Annotated in this window: 22 protein-coding genes; 13 read left to right on the top strand and 9 right to left on the bottom strand. The window is 63.8% G+C overall.

The window, feature by feature from the left end; genetic code table 11:
- Positions 1 to 93: 93 nt before the first annotated feature.
- From ssb to ACQ6S1_RS05210, 8 genes are all read right to left on the bottom strand, one after another.
- Positions 94 to 543, bottom strand: coding sequence for a single-stranded DNA-binding protein (gene ssb, locus ACQ6S1_RS05245; RefSeq protein WP_445040084.1), 450 nt, complete (start codon positions 541 to 543; stop codon positions 94 to 96).
- Positions 543 to 998 carry a hypothetical protein gene (locus ACQ6S1_RS05240; protein WP_445040083.1) on the bottom strand — a complete coding sequence of 152 codons (456 nt, stop codon included), beginning with the start codon at positions 996 to 998 and terminating at the stop codon, positions 543 to 545. The genes ssb and ACQ6S1_RS05240 overlap by 1 nt, the downstream gene beginning before the upstream one ends.
- Positions 998 to 2,149: a DNA polymerase III subunit beta gene (dnaN, locus tag ACQ6S1_RS05235; protein WP_445040082.1), complete on the bottom strand. Its 1,152-nt coding sequence runs from the start codon at positions 2,147 to 2,149 to the stop codon at positions 998 to 1,000. The genes ACQ6S1_RS05240 and dnaN overlap by 1 nt, the downstream gene beginning before the upstream one ends.
- An 80-nt stretch (positions 2,150 to 2,229) precedes the next feature.
- A complete protein-coding gene (locus tag ACQ6S1_RS05230; RefSeq protein ID WP_445040081.1) occupies positions 2,230 to 3,183 on the bottom strand; it encodes a DUF2303 family protein in 954 nt (317 codons plus the stop codon).
- 18 nt (positions 3,184 to 3,201) lie between these two features.
- Positions 3,202 to 3,543: a YfdP family phage-associated protein gene (locus ACQ6S1_RS05225; RefSeq protein ID WP_445040080.1), complete on the bottom strand. Its 342-nt coding sequence runs from the start codon at positions 3,541 to 3,543 to the stop codon at positions 3,202 to 3,204.
- A 17-nt stretch (positions 3,544 to 3,560) separates the two neighbouring features.
- A complete protein-coding gene (locus ACQ6S1_RS05220) occupies positions 3,561 to 4,184 on the bottom strand; it encodes a hypothetical protein (protein ID WP_445040079.1) in 624 nt (207 codons plus the stop codon).
- Complete coding sequence (locus tag ACQ6S1_RS05215; protein WP_445040078.1) at positions 4,181 to 4,411, bottom strand: hypothetical protein; 231 nt, start codon at positions 4,409 to 4,411, stop codon at positions 4,181 to 4,183. The genes ACQ6S1_RS05220 and ACQ6S1_RS05215 overlap by 4 nt, the downstream gene beginning before the upstream one ends.
- Positions 4,408 to 4,905 (bottom strand): hypothetical protein, encoded by a 498-nt coding sequence (locus tag ACQ6S1_RS05210; protein WP_445040077.1) that lies wholly within the window; start codon positions 4,903 to 4,905, stop codon positions 4,408 to 4,410. The genes ACQ6S1_RS05215 and ACQ6S1_RS05210 overlap by 4 nt, the downstream gene beginning before the upstream one ends.
- A gap of 154 nt (positions 4,906 to 5,059) precedes the next feature.
- Here ACQ6S1_RS05210 and ACQ6S1_RS05205 point away from each other — a divergent pair, with 154 nt between their 5' ends.
- Genes ACQ6S1_RS05205 through darG form a run of 3 tightly spaced genes read left to right on the top strand, consistent with a single transcriptional unit; the run spans position 5,060 to position 7,089 of the window.
- Positions 5,060 to 5,314 carry a hypothetical protein gene (locus ACQ6S1_RS05205; RefSeq protein ID WP_445040076.1) on the top strand — a complete coding sequence of 85 codons (255 nt, stop codon included), beginning with the start codon at positions 5,060 to 5,062 and terminating at the stop codon, positions 5,312 to 5,314.
- A gap of 48 nt (positions 5,315 to 5,362) precedes the next feature.
- Complete coding sequence (gene darT / locus ACQ6S1_RS05200) at positions 5,363 to 6,013, top strand: type II toxin-antitoxin system toxin DNA ADP-ribosyl transferase DarT (protein WP_445040075.1); 651 nt, start codon at positions 5,363 to 5,365, stop codon at positions 6,011 to 6,013.
- The gene (gene darG, locus ACQ6S1_RS05195) at positions 6,013 to 7,089 is read left to right on the top strand and encodes a type II toxin-antitoxin system antitoxin DNA ADP-ribosyl glycohydrolase DarG (RefSeq protein WP_445040074.1); all 1,077 of its coding nucleotides are present in this window, start codon (positions 6,013 to 6,015) and stop codon (positions 7,087 to 7,089) included. The genes darT and darG overlap by 1 nt, the downstream gene beginning before the upstream one ends.
- Here the strand turns inward: darG and ACQ6S1_RS05190 are convergent.
- Positions 7,086 to 7,475 carry a S24 family peptidase gene (locus ACQ6S1_RS05190; protein WP_445040270.1) on the bottom strand — a complete coding sequence of 130 codons (390 nt, stop codon included), beginning with the start codon at positions 7,473 to 7,475 and terminating at the stop codon, positions 7,086 to 7,088. The genes darG and ACQ6S1_RS05190 overlap by 4 nt on opposite strands.
- A gap of 412 nt (positions 7,476 to 7,887) precedes the next feature.
- On the opposite strand from ACQ6S1_RS05190, the gene ACQ6S1_RS05185 reads away from it, so the two are divergent.
- The 10 genes from ACQ6S1_RS05185 to ACQ6S1_RS05140 are packed head-to-tail and all read left to right on the top strand — an operon-like array spanning position 7,888 to position 14,373.
- Positions 7,888 to 8,133 carry a hypothetical protein gene (locus ACQ6S1_RS05185; RefSeq protein ID WP_445040073.1) on the top strand — a complete coding sequence of 82 codons (246 nt, stop codon included), beginning with the start codon at positions 7,888 to 7,890 and terminating at the stop codon, positions 8,131 to 8,133.
- The gene (locus ACQ6S1_RS05180) at positions 8,133 to 8,447 is read left to right on the top strand and encodes a hypothetical protein (RefSeq protein WP_445040072.1); all 315 of its coding nucleotides are present in this window, start codon (positions 8,133 to 8,135) and stop codon (positions 8,445 to 8,447) included. Before ACQ6S1_RS05185 ends, ACQ6S1_RS05180 begins: the two co-directional genes overlap by 1 nt.
- Entirely contained in the window at positions 8,444 to 8,908 is a 465-nt protein-coding gene (locus ACQ6S1_RS05175) for a phage regulatory CII family protein (RefSeq protein ID WP_445040071.1), read from the top strand. The genes ACQ6S1_RS05180 and ACQ6S1_RS05175 overlap by 4 nt, the downstream gene beginning before the upstream one ends.
- Entirely contained in the window at positions 8,905 to 9,033 is a 129-nt protein-coding gene (locus ACQ6S1_RS05170; protein ID WP_445040070.1) for a hypothetical protein, read from the top strand. The genes ACQ6S1_RS05175 and ACQ6S1_RS05170 overlap by 4 nt, the downstream gene beginning before the upstream one ends.
- On the top strand, positions 9,030 to 10,199 hold the full coding sequence (locus tag ACQ6S1_RS05165) for a DUF7146 domain-containing protein (protein ID WP_445040069.1): 1,170 nt from the start codon (positions 9,030 to 9,032) through the stop codon (positions 10,197 to 10,199). Before ACQ6S1_RS05170 ends, ACQ6S1_RS05165 begins: the two co-directional genes overlap by 4 nt.
- Positions 10,196 to 10,582: a DUF4031 domain-containing protein gene (locus ACQ6S1_RS05160; protein WP_445040068.1), complete on the top strand. Its 387-nt coding sequence runs from the start codon at positions 10,196 to 10,198 to the stop codon at positions 10,580 to 10,582. The genes ACQ6S1_RS05165 and ACQ6S1_RS05160 overlap by 4 nt, the downstream gene beginning before the upstream one ends.
- Positions 10,579 to 11,877 carry a DNA-methyltransferase gene (locus ACQ6S1_RS05155; RefSeq protein ID WP_445040067.1) on the top strand — a complete coding sequence of 433 codons (1,299 nt, stop codon included), beginning with the start codon at positions 10,579 to 10,581 and terminating at the stop codon, positions 11,875 to 11,877. Before ACQ6S1_RS05160 ends, ACQ6S1_RS05155 begins: the two co-directional genes overlap by 4 nt.
- On the top strand, positions 11,874 to 12,539 hold the full coding sequence (locus ACQ6S1_RS05150; RefSeq protein WP_445040066.1) for a hypothetical protein: 666 nt from the start codon (positions 11,874 to 11,876) through the stop codon (positions 12,537 to 12,539). The genes ACQ6S1_RS05155 and ACQ6S1_RS05150 overlap by 4 nt, the downstream gene beginning before the upstream one ends.
- Complete coding sequence (locus ACQ6S1_RS05145; RefSeq protein ID WP_445040065.1) at positions 12,536 to 12,844, top strand: hypothetical protein; 309 nt, start codon at positions 12,536 to 12,538, stop codon at positions 12,842 to 12,844. Before ACQ6S1_RS05150 ends, ACQ6S1_RS05145 begins: the two co-directional genes overlap by 4 nt.
- The gene (locus tag ACQ6S1_RS05140) at positions 12,841 to 14,373 is read left to right on the top strand and encodes a DUF5906 domain-containing protein (RefSeq protein ID WP_445040064.1); all 1,533 of its coding nucleotides are present in this window, start codon (positions 12,841 to 12,843) and stop codon (positions 14,371 to 14,373) included. Before ACQ6S1_RS05145 ends, ACQ6S1_RS05140 begins: the two co-directional genes overlap by 4 nt.
- Positions 14,374 to 14,499 lie beyond the last annotated feature (126 nt).

Below are 14,499 nucleotides of genomic sequence, written 5' to 3'. Positions count from 1 at the left end.
TATAGACGGCAGCCTCCGCGCAAGACAGTCCGCGGCGCATGGGAAGGCGAGCCGCAATCTTGGTCCGTGGTGAAACGAGACTGCCGGTTGCCATCAGAACGGAATCTCGTCGTCGATGACGTCGCCCATCGGCCGGTTGTTGCCGCCGCTGGAGCCGTAGGCGTCTTCGCTGTCGGCGCCGGGCGTGCGCTCTCGGCTGTCGAGCATGGTCAGCACGCCGTTGAAACCGGAGAGCACGACCTCGGTGACGTAGCGCTCGACACCCGCATTGTCGGTCCATTTGCGCGTCTTGCTGGCGCCCTCGATGTAGACCTTCGCGCCCTTGCGCAGATATTTCTCGGCCACCTCTGCAAGCTTGTCGTTGAAGATGACGACGCGGTGCCAGTCCGTGACTTCCTTGCGCTCGCCGGTGCTCTTGTCGCGCCAGCTCTCGGACGTGGCCACGTTGAGCGTGGCGATGGCCTTGCCATCCCGGCTGCGGCTCATCTCCGGATCGCGGCCGAGATTGCCGACGAGGATGATCTTATTGACGGAGCCGGCCATTACGCGCCCTCCGTCTGTCCGGAGGTACGCACGAAGCGGCCGTCCATGAACTCGCTCTTGCGACGGACCCAAACCGATCCGTCAGCCTCGCTGCGGTAAATCACCATCTCGGCTTCGTCGTCGGGGCCGTCGAGTTGAAGGCGCGCGGCCCCGATGATGCTATAGAAGCCGCCCGAGCGAACATGCTGCCAACGCTCAGCTTTACCATTCCAGAAGGCGGCGACTTCATCCGCAATCGAAACCATCGTGGCGGCGATCGCGGCCTTGGCTACCGGGCGCATTTTTGCCTGATCTTGCGGGGGCAGATCGCTGTAACGGTCAGGGTCGCCGACACCTGCGCTAATCGCATCGAAGATCGCTTCCGAAACAGCATCTACTCTCTCGTGCTGTTCGTCCGATGTGTCTCTCATCGCGGCATTCCTCTTGATCTGATCGGGGCGGGGATCGCTGGTCATCACACCCTCATCGGCATCAGCACGAAGAGGGCGTCGTCGTCGCCTTCGGCTGCGAACAAAGTGGGGGAGCCGGCGTCGGCCAGTTTGATGATGGTGGTGTCGCCGCCGTGAGCGCCGATGACGTCGGTGAAGTAGCGGCCGTTGAAGCCGATCTCGACGTCGTCGCCGTCCATCGCACCCTCGGCGTAATCTTCGGCCCGGCCGGCGTCGGGATTGGTCACGGTCAGCGTCACGCCATCGCCGGCGAAGGCGAATTTCACGGCGCGGCCGCGCTCGTTGGAGATGGTGGCCACGCGGTCGACCGCGGCGGACAGGGCCGCCGTCTCCACCTTGAAGCTCTTGCTGTTGCCCTGCGGAATGACGCGCTGATAATCCGGGAAGGTGCCGTCGATCAGCTTGCTGGTGAGCACGATTGGCAGGCCTTCGCCGCCGGGCGTCGAGGGCTCGCCGGGGAAGGTCACGCGCATCTTCGTGACGCTCACCTCGATGCGCACCGGCTGTTTCTGGCCGGTCAGGAGGCGGGCGATTTCCGTCACCGTCTTGCGCGGCACGATCACGCCCGGCATGGCGGCGGCGCCGCTCGGCAGGTCGGCCTGCACGCGGGCCAGCCGGTGGCCGTCGGTGGCGACCGCGACGAGCTTGCCCTCCAGCGGGTGCATATAGATGCCGTTGAGGTAATAGCGCGTCTCCTCGCTGGAGATCGCAAAGCCGGTGCGGGCGATCAGGTCGCCGATCGTCGCCGGCGCCAGTTCGAAGGCATAGGGCAGGTCGCCGACCGCCAGATCGGGGAACTGGTCGGCATCCAGCGTCTGCAGCGTGAAGCGCGACCGGCCGGATTTGACGATCAGGGTGTTTTCCTTCGCCATGGAGAGCGAGACCTGCGCGCCGTCCTGAAGCTTGCGCACGATGTCGTGGAAGGTGTGGGCGGGCACGGTGGTGATGCCCGGCGTGCGCACAGCCGCCTCGGCCGCCACGTCGATCTGGATGTCGAGATCGGTGGCCTTGATGGCGAGGCGATCCTGCACGGCCTCGATGCGGACGTTCGACAGAACGGGAATGGTGGTGCGCTTCTCCACCACGCGCTGCGCGGCGGACATGGCCTTCAGGAGCGCGTTGCGTTCCAGGGTGCATTCGAGGGCTGGGGCGGTCATGTCGTCTCACGATGCTGGGAAGGGGTGGGGCGCGCGGCCGGTGGGGGGAGCCGCGCGCCCCGCTTCGAAGGGCCAGGCCGTCAGGCCTCGGGGCTTCCTTCGAAGGTTGGCAGTTCGGTTTCATCGGCGACGCGGTCGAGGTCGGACACGACCTGCTCACGCAGCCAGAATTCCCAGCGATAGAGCTGGTAGAACCACACCACCGATCCGCCCGCGATGCGGTAGCGAAGGCGTGCCGGGATCCGCACGGCGGCGCCATCGACGAAGGCCGGCACGGACAGCATGAAGATGCCGGGGATCGTCACCTTCTCGCCGTTGCCGTTGGTGTGCTCCTCGGCAAACTCGATGGTGCGCTCGCCGGTCTGCAGCCGCTCCTGCCGCTTCACCCGAGCGCCGACGAACACTTCCAGCGAGCGCGAGAGGTCGATCAGCTCATTGGGCGTGGCGAAATTCGCCTTGAACAGCCGTTCGAGATCGATCTTCTCGGCGTCGAACGGAGAGGCCAGTTCGGCGGCGTGCTCCTCGAGGAAGGCGGCGAACTCCGCCTGCTCCATGGCCTTTCCGTTGCCATCCACCCACGCCTTCAGCTCATCGGTGACAGGAAAGGCGTAACTGATGCGATGGCGCCCCCAGCGCGGAGTGTGGTCAAGCGTGTGGTAATCGATCACGGCAGTCAGGCGCGGGTTCGGCCATGCCGTCTGCCCGAACACGGCCGATCCCTCATCCTTGTGGCGGTTGATGAGGTCGATGAAGCTGGCGAGAGTCGTGGTTGTGGCCGTGCCCTTGCGGCGCTCCGGCTCCTGCCGGGCCTCTTCGATCAGGGGCAACAGGCTCTTGGCCGAGCCGGTCTTGCGGTCGAACAGTGCCGGCACCATCGTCGGCAGGCCATCGCCAAGGCCGACTGCAGGAATGTGGAGTACTTCCGCCTCGCTCGCCTTCTCGGCAAGGTCGGCGATGATGCCCACGGCGTTGGCCGTGAGCGAGGTCTGATCCGGCTGGATGCCGGTGCTGTTCGGGTTCGCCATGGTGCTCATTCTCTCCGGTTGAGGGGATTACGCGGACGCGGATTCGGACCCGCGCGGCTGGGTGTCGCGCGCGGGGAACATCTCGGTCTGGCTGGGGTGCTGGACGGACAGCTCGCCCTCGATGGGCCAGAACGTGGTGGAGGGCGTGGCTTCCTCGGGAAGCTTCAGGGCAAGCTTCGGCTTGATCTCCACGCGATCGTCGGCCATCGCGATGTTGATCGTGACGGTGAGCGTGGCGCTCCCCTTGCTGCCGGGCAGGTTCTCCAGCGTCTGGAGCGCCTCGGCCAAAGCGGCGTCGAGCTTGGGCTCGAACTTGCCGCGGGCCAGCAGGCCCAGCATTTCGGTAAAGCGGCGGATGGTGCGGGCCATGGAGGGGCGTTCCTGTGTCAGCGGCGGGAAGGGTGGGTGCCGTTGAGCGCGGGCAGATGGCGCTGCATCAGCATGAAAAGCTCGTCCGCGACGTCGGGCGCGGGGCGGAAGCGGAAGACGCGGGGCAGGGGCGCGACGTCGAACAGGCCGTGGGGCCAGCCTTCCAGGCAGGCGCGGCCGCCGTTGAAATCACGGATCTCGGTGCGCATGGCGACGAGGTCGGCCTTGTCGATCTCGATGCGCTGGCGCTGGCCGGGCATGGTGAGGCCGGCGGCGGCGTAGATCGCCTGGTCGTGCCGGAGCTTTGCCCAGCGAATGGCGCTGCGAACGATGACGTCGCCTGCCTCGAACTCCTCAGCAGCCATTGCCGCCAGCAGCTCGGCCTGCGGCGTGCCGATATCGCCCACGCGTTGCTCGTGCGCGTCGTGCAGCAGCACCCACGGCTTGTAGGCATCCGGCGCGGCGGCGCAGGCGATGATGGTGTGCTGCGCCACCGAGATCGGCGTCTCGAACGCGGCCGTGTAGCGGTTGATGCCGGCCAAGGTCTCGGCGATCTCGCGGAAGTCTACGGCCTCGATCGTGGGATTGAGGATATCGAGCGCGCGCCCGGAGCGGCCGTGCATGTAGACGGCGGCGGTCATATCGCCTTCACCAGACGTTCGGGCAGGCTAGCCTCGATCAGGCGCCAGAGCGCGGCAAAGCGATCATCCGGAAGCTTGACGACGAAGATCAGGGGATCTCTGTTGAAGCGGGTCCAGTCCGAACCACCGACCGCTCCGGGCTTGATGACGCCGGCCTCTTCAAGCTCGTGCTTGTCCAGGTTCATCATGATGTGGCACGCGCTGCGGAAGCGGGCGGCCTCGCTCATCGCACACCCCCGGCCAGTGGCAGCTCATAGGCGTTGACGGCATGGCCATGGAGGCGGGTGAAGGCTTCATCGGCGCAGGCGGCGATGGTTTCGGGGGCGTGGCCCTGGCGGGCCAGATGCTCGCGCGCGATGCGCAAAGATGCCGGGCGGCAGGGCATGGCGCGCAGCGTCGACAGCATGGCGCGCACGTAGAGCTCGCGGCTGCCCTCGGTCAGCGCGAAGGGTGGCGGTTCATACTGGCCGGGTTTCGGCTCATAGCGGGGGTCTGGCGCGGCCGGGGCCGTGAGACGGGCCATGTCGGCCAGCTGGCGCTCGGACTGATGCCGGGCGAACCGGGCCGCGCTTGCCGAGAGGATGCGGACCTCGTCGTCGTCATAGCCCGCGTCTCGCAGATCCTGCTCGGTGCAGCAGCCGGAAGCCGCTGCGCGGTTCTGCATGAACGCCGCCATGCGGACAACGACAGGATTGGAAGGGGTGATCTGTGCCTGCAACACTGCGGGCCTCCATCGGTTGATGGAAAGAGCATGCAGCGGAAAAATACGCACGTCAACACAAAGTGCGGAAAAATACGATTAACCTCATGGTGCTTATGTTCTTGAAATGTTCTCATGCTTGAGTCAGGCTGTCGCAGTCATTTGGGAGAAGAAGATGGCCAGCGTCACCTATTTCGTGGTTCAGCCGTTCGAGAACACAGAGCGTGGGCTGGTGGTGGGAGAGGCCAAACAGGCGCAATCCGAGCATGGCGCGCGCTCGCTGGCGCAGCGCCTGGCGGCGAAAGGCGGCGCGATCGCCTTCAGCCGAACCGGAGATCCGCAGTTCGGCGATTTTGAGGATGCGGTGGTGCTGGGCTTCTACGGCACGGTGCCAGAGGATGCGGCCGAGATGGCGGCCGTGGCGGCTTAGGGTTTCCTAACATATATCGAGTACTTACGATGCTGCCGAATTTGCTTGATGGTAGGTATGCCGCAGGACCTCACACCCAAAAAGGCCTTGATCTTTAGGATTCTCCATCGGAGCAACCTCGAGTGGTATCTGGAGAATGGAGTTCATTGCTCAAGCTCGAAGACGCGAAACCCTGCTTACCTGGATATCGGTAATCCGGACTTAATCGTGAAGCGGCGTGAAAGGCCGATTCTTCAGCCTCCCGGCGGCAAGTTGAGTGACTACGTGCCGTTCTATTTTACCCCTCACTCGCCCATGCTGTTGAACATAAAAACTGGGTACAACGACATAACCAAGCGAGCCAATTCAGAGATTGTGATACTCGTGGCTTCTTTGCATGATATGGCCGAACGGGGAGTCGAATTTCTTTTCACGGATCGGCACGCCTATCTCTCGGCGGCACAATTTTTCAGCGCACTTGCGGACTTAGACAAGTTAGACTGGGACATTTTGCAGAGGAGAGACTTCAAGCGAGATCCAGATGATCCCGGCAAGATGGAGCGTTATCAGGCGGAAGCCTTGATCCATCAGCGTATGCCGATCAGGTGCTTGAAGGGGATCGTTTGCTTCAACCGAAGTGTGGCGGAAAGCGTGAAAAGCGCTGTAGACACGCGGAACCTAGGGATCAGAGTGGCCGTGAAGCCGGATTGGTATTTCTGATGCTAACCTTCACTTCTGGGAATCTGCTTCAGGCGGACGCCGACGCCTTGGTTAATACCGTGAATACGGTTGGGGTGATGGGAAAAGGCATTGCCTTGATGTTCAAGGAAGCGTTTCCCGAAAACTTTAAGGCTTATGAGCAGGCCTGTAAGACTGGCCAAGTGAAGGTCGGCAAGCTTTTTGTCACCGAATCCAACAGGCTGGATGGCCCGCGTTGGATCGTGAACTTTCCTACGAAAAAGCACTGGCGCCACCCGTCGAAGATCGAATGGATAGACGCTGGACTTGACGAGCTGCGTGATTTCATCATTCAGGAGAACGTCAAGTCAATCGCCTTGCCGCCTCTGGGCAGTGGTAATGGCGGACTAGCGTGGTCCGATGTTCGTGTCCGCATCGAAGATGCCCTTGCGGATTTGCATGCGGTGGAAGTCATCATTTTCGAACCTACCGCGCAATATCAGAATGTTACTAAGCGCGAAGGCGTGCAGAAGCTCACTCCTGCGCGAGCTATGGTCGCCGAGCTTGTTCGTCGATACTCCGTGCTCGGGCTAGAATGCTCTCTGCTCGAGGTTCAGAAGCTAGCCTATTTTCTTGAGCGCAGCATTCTTCGACAAGAGATAGACAATCCTCTCGATCTCCAGTTTGGCGCAAACAAGTACGGGCCTTATTCGCAACGGCTTACGCATCTGCTGAACGGCCTGGACGGTAGCTATCTGCGTTGCGGAAAAAGGCTGGCCGATGCAGGCCCTCATGATCTGATCGTTTTCGATGACGCGCAGCGCGACAGGATAGCAGTTTATCTGAATACAGAGGCCAAGTCTTTTCATGCTGCGCTTGAGTGCACATCAGACTTGATTGACGGCTTTGAATCTCCTCTTGGGATGGAACTGCTAGCCACCGTGGATTGGCTTCATCATCATGAGGAAGTCGATCTGGATCCCGTGGCGATTGGTGAGGCCTTAAAGGAGTGGCCCGGAGGCCCTGTAGCCGCGGCTCGTAAGATCAAGATTTTCGATGACCGGCTCATTGCGTTAGCTGTTGAGCGCATTTCATCAACCTCGATGTTTGCCGACTAAAAACCCACGAGTTCGCTCATTGGAATGATCCGGTACACGGCCTTCACCTCGCGCTGGTCGTACTCGACCTCGCCCGCAGGGTTGAACTGCTCGCAGATGAGGCGGGTGCCTGAGCGCCTGACGAGGCGCTTCACGTAGGCTGGCCCGGCGCGTTCGCCATCGGTCGGTACCAGCTCGACGATGATGTAATCGCCAGCAACCGGCGCGCGGCCGGGGCTGGCGTAGACCAGTTCGCCCGGCTCGTATTTGGGCTGCATGCTGGTGCCCTCAATATGGACGCCGAACACGTTGGCCGTGCGGGCGATGCCGGGAAGGCGGCGCGCGTAATCCACCACATCGCCGTTCATGTAGAATTCGCCATCCGTGCCGCCGACCGAGATGCCCATGATCGGCACGTCTTTCGCTCCGAGCGCGAGCGTATCGGCCTGAGGCGCATAAGATACATCACTTGCCGGTCGGGCCTTCGAACGTAAGGCTACGGTCTCGCTTCCACTCACAGCTATGCCAAGAAGGAAGCCAGGAGCAAAGCCGAGGTGCGCTTCAATGGCAGTAATCTCTGCGGCTCCAAGCGATCGCTTTCGGCCCGTGAGAAAATCGCGAACATAATTACCGTCTCGGCCGATAGCTCTCGCGATCGCCGTTGGGGCGATTTCGCGTTCGTTCAGCGCTTCGCTGAGAGCGGTTCTGAGAGCCGCCATCTGATCTGACCTCATAGCGGATTTATCCACGATCCGCGTGCGGACGGCTAATCGTAAATTTCCGCTTGACGCTATGCGGAAATTTACGCAGTCTTTGTTCATGGAACACGTTCTTCGCGCTCATCTGGTCGAACTCTCCGCACGGTTTGCGGCAGCTACCGGAATGTCAGACGGCATGGTCGGACGGCGCGCGCTGAACGACAGCACGTTCATGGCCCGGATCGCCGAAGGCCAGAACTTCACGGTCAAAACCTACGACCGCCTTGTTTCTTGGTTCGCCGCTAACTGGCCGGGCGATGTCGAGTGGCCCACGAACGTTCCGGTTCCAGCCGACGAGGCGTCCTAATGGGCAACGTCGTCATCCGATCCTTCGCCAGCGCGACCACCGGGGCCGTGCTCGTCGATCTCGACATCCGGGGCATTCGCGGCACGCTGCAGATCGCCTTCGACCCGCGCGAGGCTCGCCTGCTGGGCCGCGATCTGCTCGCGGCAAGCGACCGCGCGCTCGAGGATCTCCTGAGCCTGCGCCAGATGGGCGAGGGCGATGAAGATGGGGTCTCGGGTTCGGGCGTTCATCATTCTTCTCCGGCTGTCGATGCGCGCAACCTGGCGGATGCCGGGGCGGAAATCCGCCGGAATGTCGAAGGGCAATTCCGGTGAACCCGTACAAGCCCCGCCCGCTCGCCTCGGCGCACGACGCCATGGACCGCCTGATCGACCAGTGTGGCGGCCCCAAGGAGGTGGCGGCCTTTCTCAGCGTGCGGCTGGGCACGGTGTACGGCTACACCGACCCGGACGTGTCGCGCGGGGCGCCGTTCGCCCATGTCTGCCATCTGACCGAACACCACAAGGCCGCTGCCGCTGTGGAGCACCTGGCCATCCTGGCCGGCGGGGTGTTCGTGCCCGTGCCGGCCGATGACGGCACGCTGCCCGAGCTGGGCGCCGACCTGACGATGGAAACCGCCGAAATGGTGGGCGAGCTGATCCGCTGCATGTCCGCCAAGTCGGACGGCGGGGCGTCGATCACCGAGGTTGAGCGCGCCCGCCTGAAAAGCATGGCGCATGACGTGATGCGCGTGGTGGGCGGCATCCTCTCCGAGCTGGGGGAGGGCGGCCAGTGATGGACACATTGTTCGCTGCTCTGGCCGGCGGATGGCTCTTCGGAGCCCTGATCTGCATGGTCATTCTCTACATCGGCGTCGTCGCCTTCGCGATCCGACTGCTCTTCCGGGGGCCACGCCGATGAGCCGCCTGACCGACGACCAGATCTCGGATATCCGCGCGCGCACGTCCATCGAGGGCGTGGCCGGGGTGAAGCTGCGCAAGGTCGGCCGCAAGCTGGTGGGGCCGTGCCCGATCTGCGGGGGCAGCGAACGCTCCGGCCGCTTCGAGGTGGATGGCGAGGGCTGGGTGTGCGCCGTGTGCCACGAGGGCGGCGACGTCATCAAACTCGTGCAGAAAATGCACGGGTTGGATTTTCGCGCGGCGGTCGATCATCTCGGTGGCGCCACCAACATGATCGATCCGGAGATCGCGGCGCGGCGCGAGCGCGAGCGGGCCGAGGAGCGGGCGAAGCAGGAAGCCGCCAGCGCGCGCTATCGCGAGGACGAGCGGGCGCGGCTCTATCGCTGGTGGCGCGAGGGTGCGCATTGGCGCGGCACGCCGGTGGAGGATTATCTGGCCCTGCGCATGGGCTTTGCCGTGCCGGACGGCCTCGATCTGCGGCTGCGCTTCCGGCCCGCGCAGAAGTTCCATGCCGATGGCGGCCGCCGGAGCCCGGTGCTGCACACGGGGCCGGTGATGCTGGCCGCCTTCACCGACGAGCGCGGCATCTTCCAGGGCCTTCACATGACCTGGCTGGACCTCTCCCAGCCGAAGGGCAAGGCGCGCATTCCCGACCCGGAGGCGCCGGGCGAGTACCTCAACCCGAAGAAAATGCGCGGCTCGAAGGCCGGATGCGAGATCGTGCTGCGCAGCGTGCGCCATGCCCGCACCGTGATCGCAGCCGAGGGCATCGAGAACGCCGTGCTGCCGCTTGTGGCGCTGCACGCCGCCGGCGCGGACCTGGGCGAAACCAAGATCAGCGTGGCCGGTGATCTGGGCAATCTCGGCGGCCGCGCCACCGAAAGCCTGACGCATCCGACCCTGACGAAAGCCGACAAGGCGGGACGGATGCGGCCCGTGAAGGTGCCGGGGCCGGTGCCCGACCCGGACGGCCGCGCCATGCCCGTGCCCGACGAATGCGAGGAGCTGGTGCTGATCAAGGACGGCGACAGCGAGCCCGTGCTGACCGAGCACGCGTTGGCGCGCTGCGTGCGCCGCAACGCCCGGCCCGGCCGCGTGATCCGCATCGCCGACCCCGGCGTGGGCTTCGACATCAACGATCTGGTGAGGGAAGGGGTGGCGGCGTGATCCTGACCTGCAATCTTTGCACGCGCCAACTTGCGTTCGCCGGCACTGACCCAACCGAGACCGTTCGGCTCTACGGCTGGCGCAAGTCAGGCGAGCGATATCTCTGCAGCGCATGCAATCCGCCCGTTTATGTCGACGCGCTCCAGTTCGCGAAGGGGCAGCGCTGGTGCCATCTGTTCTGCGAGGACCGGGCGCGGCTGCACGCCTTCGCGGCGCGGCTGGGGCTGAAACGCTGGCGGTTCCACAACGAGCGCTGGCCGCATTACGACCTCACGCCCCGCCAGCGAGCCATGGCCCTGCAGATCGGGGCCGTGGCGGCCGATCGGGCCACGACGTGCGAGGTGGCAGCGCGGCTTGAGCATCGGAAGGCGAGGGCGGCGTGAGCGAGCCGATCGTCTTCCTCAATGGGCGTGTGACGCTCTACCTCGGCGACGTGCTGGCAGTGCTGGCCGGCCTGCCGGATGACAGCGTCGATTGCGTGGTGACGAGCCCTCCCTATTGGGGGCTTCGGGATTATGGAACAGCCCAATGGGTTGGCGGTGATCCGGATTGCGATCATCGCTCGCCCACCATGCACGAGAACAGGCAGGAAGCCCGTCCGAAGCTGGCAGGATCGGACGCGACGAACTCCTATCAGTTGCGGCTTGCACATCGGAGCGCATGTGGGAAATGCGGGGCCGTGAAGGTGGACCAGCAGATCGGGCTTGAGCCGACGCTGGCCTTGCACCTTGAGGTGATGGTGCGCGTATTCCGCGAGGTGCGTCGCGTGCTCAAGCCAACCGGCACCTGCTGGGTGAATTACGGCGATTGCTACGCCACGTCGCCCAACGGACGCTCGGCAGCCGATACGAAGGCGGCCGGCGGCGATGACCGCACCTTCCGAGACAAGCCGTTCTCAACCATCGGCGGCGTCCTCAAGGCCAAAGACCTCTGCATGGTGCCGAACCGGCTCGCGATCGCGCTGCAGGAAGATGGCTGGTGGGTGCGCTCGGAGATCATTTGGGCGAAGTCGAACCCGATGCCGGAGAGCATCCGGGACCGACCCGCCACGAGCCATGAGAAGATTTTCATGCTCACGAAGTCGGCACGCTACTTCTACGACGCAGGTGCTGTGCGTCAGGCGCCATCAGACGCTTCACTTTCGAGGTGGGCGCAGGATATCGAGCGCCAGGTCAGCTCCACCCGCGCCAACGGCGGGATGAAGACGAACGGCACAATGAAGGCCGTTGGTGGGCCGAGAGAGAAAACACGCGCGGCTGATATCGCTGCTCCTCGGCATGCCGGGCACATCAACCACACAGGCATTGAGCAGACGCCGCGCGGCGAAGGGCGGAACCTACGCAATTTCGAACGTGCGCCGGTCGATGTCTGGGAGATCGCCACGCGGCCGTTTTCGGAGGCCCATTTCGCGACGTTCCCGCCAGAGCTTGCTGCGCGCTGCATCAACGCTGGATGCCCGAAAGGCGGGCTCGTGCTCGATCCCTTCGGCGGGGCGGGAACGACGGCGCTAGTCGCCGCACGGCTCGGCCGGCGGGCCGTGCTGATCGAGCTCAATCCAGAGTATGCCGCTATCGCGCAACGCCGCATCGAGGCTGACTGGATGGGACATGCCAGCCGAAAGGCTCGCACGTCCATTCAGGCGGTCGAGGCAGGCCCGCTGTTCGAGGCGCGCCCATGAAGCCCGTTCAGATGAAAAACGCCCGCTCAGGTTCTCGGCCTCTAAGGAGGAAAGCCGGTTTCCTTTTGAATTACTGGAATGAGGCCTTCGACCGGAGGAAGGAGATTGCCGAGCCTTTCCCGCGTGAGATGGAGGTCATGTTCAAAAACCTCCGCTTGGGCCAGCTGAGGAAGTGCGAAATGCCTTTCGATAAGCCGTTGGTTTGTGGAAAGCGCGCCGACAATCCAAATCAAAACGCTACCCGCGTCGTCAAAGACATGAAGATGATCAACGTAGCGCCGAAGTTCTGTCGGCACCTGAACGGCCATACGCTTAAGATTAGTCTGCTGCATCGCTTCCCTGATCTCAGCTTCCAGGTGGAGCAGCTCATAGTGAATGAGAATGGCGATAGTCTTACGGGCCTGCTGCCGTTGCAGCCGCTGAACATCTTCAGCTGCCGAGATGGGCAAACGCGCGCTCTGGAGTGCAAGGAAACCCGCTCCGATAGTCGCGGCAGCGCCAAGGAGCGATGCGAGCGCTCCCAAGTCCCCCCAAGCGACACTGAAACAAGTCAATGCGGCTGTGGCCAAGATGGCGAGAGCGATGAAGTAGTTGCGGGCGCAGTCGGAAGACACAACAGCTTTATGCGCTTACTTCCTGTCAAAATCGAGCTCTTGGCATGAGCGACCTCAACGCCCTCGCCGAGGCGCTCGGCCGTGCGCGGCGGGCCTATGAGCGGCGTCCGGACAATGATCGGCTCTATGCGCTGTTCCTCGAGGCGCGGGACGCGTTTACGCGGGCGCAGCTGGCGCACACGAATGCCGAACTGGCGCGCGAGCGGACGGCGCGGATTCGTGCCGAGGCCAAGCTGAAAACCCGCAATGCCGCCTTCGCCAAGCTGTGGGCCGATGTGCAGCCCGTGCGCCAGGCGCGCAAGCGGGCCGTGCGTGAGCGGCTTCCCGACCTCTTCGACATGGTGACGGCGTGAGCGACGTGATGGAACATGCCGGACTGAGGCGCGTGCGCGACGTGCTGGCGAACGCCGCCGTTGTGGATGACGGGCGGGGCGGACGCTCGGAGGCCGCTGCCGCGCCGCCGAAGCCGAAGCGCACGCCCAAGGCGAAGGCGGAGACCGAAGACGGCGCGCCGATCGAGCCGCGCGCGTTCGGCTTCAGCGTCGATGACATGAACACGGAATGGGCGCTGGTGCTGTGGGGCGCCAAGGCCGTGATGATCCGCGAGCGGCCCGACGCGCCGGTGGAAGACCGCATCCGCGTGCTCTCGGTGGACGCGTTCAAGCAATGGTTCTCGAACCGCTTCACCGAGCATGTCGACAAGGATGGGAAGATCAAGGCGACCAGCTGGGCCGATGCCTGGCTCAAGAACCGCAAGCGCCGGCAATATAGCGGCATCGAATTCGTGCCCGACCCGGGCGAGCCGAAGCACACGCCCGGCTATCTGAACCTGTGGCGTGGATTCAGCGTGACGCCGCGCGAGGGCGGGACCTATTCGATTTTCCGCGACCATCTGCTGACCAATGTCTGCGGCGGCGACGAAAAGCTGTTCGACTGGATCTTCGCCTGGGCGGCGCACATGGTGCAGAGGCCGCGCGAGCGCATCGGCACGGCCCTGATCTTCCGGGGCAAGATGGGCTCCGGGAAGACGAAGATCGGCGAAGTGTTCGGCAGCCTGTTCCTGTCGCATTACTTCCTTGTCGATGATCCGCGCTATGTGACCGGGCAGTTCAATGCCCATATGGCGAGCTGCCTTCTGCTGCAGGCCGAGGAAGCCGTGTGGGCCGGCGACAAGGCGGCCGAGGGCCGGCTGAAGGGCCTCGTGACATCGAAATTCCAGATGATCGAGGCCAAGGGCATCGACCCGATCCGGCTCGACAATTTCGTGCGCCTGATCATGACCTCGAACGAGGATTGGGTGGTGCCGGCCGGCATGGACGAGCGGCGCTTCGCCGTGTTCGACGTGGCGCCGAACTGCGCGCAGAACCATGCCTATTTCGCGGAAATGGACGAACAGCTGGACGCCGGCGGCCGCGAGGCGCTGCTGCATGACCTGCTGCGCATGGACCTCTCCGGCGTGAACCTGCGCGAGATCCCGAAAACGGCGGCGCTGCTGGAGCAGAAGCTGCGCAGCCTGACCACGGTGCAAAGCTGGTGGTTCGAGCGCCTGACGGATGGCGCGCCGACACGGGCGGGCTCGTCCTGGCTGGACGACATCCCCGCCGACACCCTCTTCGACGACTACATCGCCAATGCCGAGAAGATCGGCGTGAAGCGCAAGAGCGAGATGACGGCGTTCGGCATCGCCATGCGCAAGCTCGTGCCTGGGCTGAGGCGCGTGCAGAAGTTCATCGACGTGAACCCTGGCGAGACGAAGCGGCGATGGTGCTGGCAATTGCCGCCTCTGGCCGAATGCCGGGCCTTCTGGGACGCCGAAATCAAGCATTCCATGGGCTGGGACGGTCAATCCCTCGCGGAAGAGAGACCGGATAACGAGGGGTAGAAGCACTTTCGTGCACCACGTCGAGGTGGTGCACGGCGGCAAGGTGGTTCACGGCAAGCCATTGTGAACACTTACGTTTCACCACCTGCACCACCTGCACCACCTTTTTGCCTCACACGCGCGAGC

Source organism: Terrihabitans aquatilis (assembly GCF_052542005.1).
Note: the sequence above shows the minus strand (reverse complement) of the source record. Positions and strands in the feature narration are given on the sequence as shown.

Excerpts from the sequence above, each read along its gene's own strand:
- ACQ6S1_RS05180 (WP_445040072.1), top strand. The coding sequence starts at position 8,133 with ATGGGCAACGTCGTCATCCGATCCTTCGCCAGCGCGACCACCGGGGCC.
- darT (WP_445040075.1), top strand. The coding sequence starts at position 5,363 with ATGGTAGGTATGCCGCAGGACCTCACACCCAAAAAGGCCTTGATCTTT.
- ACQ6S1_RS05205 (WP_445040076.1), top strand. The coding sequence starts at position 5,060 with ATGGCCAGCGTCACCTATTTCGTGGTTCAGCCGTTCGAGAACACAGAG.
- ACQ6S1_RS05150 (WP_445040066.1), top strand. The coding sequence starts at position 11,874 with ATGAAGCCCGTTCAGATGAAAAACGCCCGCTCAGGTTCTCGGCCTCTA.
- ACQ6S1_RS05190 (WP_445040270.1), bottom strand. The coding sequence starts at position 7,475 with ATGGGCATCTCGGTCGGCGGCACGGATGGCGAATTCTACATGAACGGC.
- ACQ6S1_RS05240 (WP_445040083.1), bottom strand. The coding sequence starts at position 998 with ATGACCAGCGATCCCCGCCCCGATCAGATCAAGAGGAATGCCGCGATG.
- ACQ6S1_RS05225 (WP_445040080.1), bottom strand. The coding sequence starts at position 3,543 with ATGGCCCGCACCATCCGCCGCTTTACCGAAATGCTGGGCCTGCTGGCC.
- ssb (WP_445040084.1), bottom strand. The coding sequence starts at position 543 with ATGGCCGGCTCCGTCAATAAGATCATCCTCGTCGGCAATCTCGGCCGC.
- ACQ6S1_RS05185 (WP_445040073.1), top strand. The coding sequence starts at position 7,888 with ATGGAACACGTTCTTCGCGCTCATCTGGTCGAACTCTCCGCACGGTTT.
- dnaN (WP_445040082.1), bottom strand. The coding sequence starts at position 2,149 with ATGACCGCCCCAGCCCTCGAATGCACCCTGGAACGCAACGCGCTCCTG.
- ACQ6S1_RS05145 (WP_445040065.1), top strand. The coding sequence starts at position 12,536 with ATGAGCGACCTCAACGCCCTCGCCGAGGCGCTCGGCCGTGCGCGGCGG.
- ACQ6S1_RS05215 (WP_445040078.1), bottom strand. The coding sequence starts at position 4,411 with ATGAGCGAGGCCGCCCGCTTCCGCAGCGCGTGCCACATCATGATGAAC.
- darG (WP_445040074.1), top strand. The coding sequence starts at position 6,013 with ATGCTAACCTTCACTTCTGGGAATCTGCTTCAGGCGGACGCCGACGCC.
- ACQ6S1_RS05230 (WP_445040081.1), bottom strand. The coding sequence starts at position 3,183 with ATGAGCACCATGGCGAACCCGAACAGCACCGGCATCCAGCCGGATCAG.
- ACQ6S1_RS05165 (WP_445040069.1), top strand. The coding sequence starts at position 9,030 with ATGAGCCGCCTGACCGACGACCAGATCTCGGATATCCGCGCGCGCACG.
- ACQ6S1_RS05220 (WP_445040079.1), bottom strand. The coding sequence starts at position 4,184 with ATGACCGCCGCCGTCTACATGCACGGCCGCTCCGGGCGCGCGCTCGAT.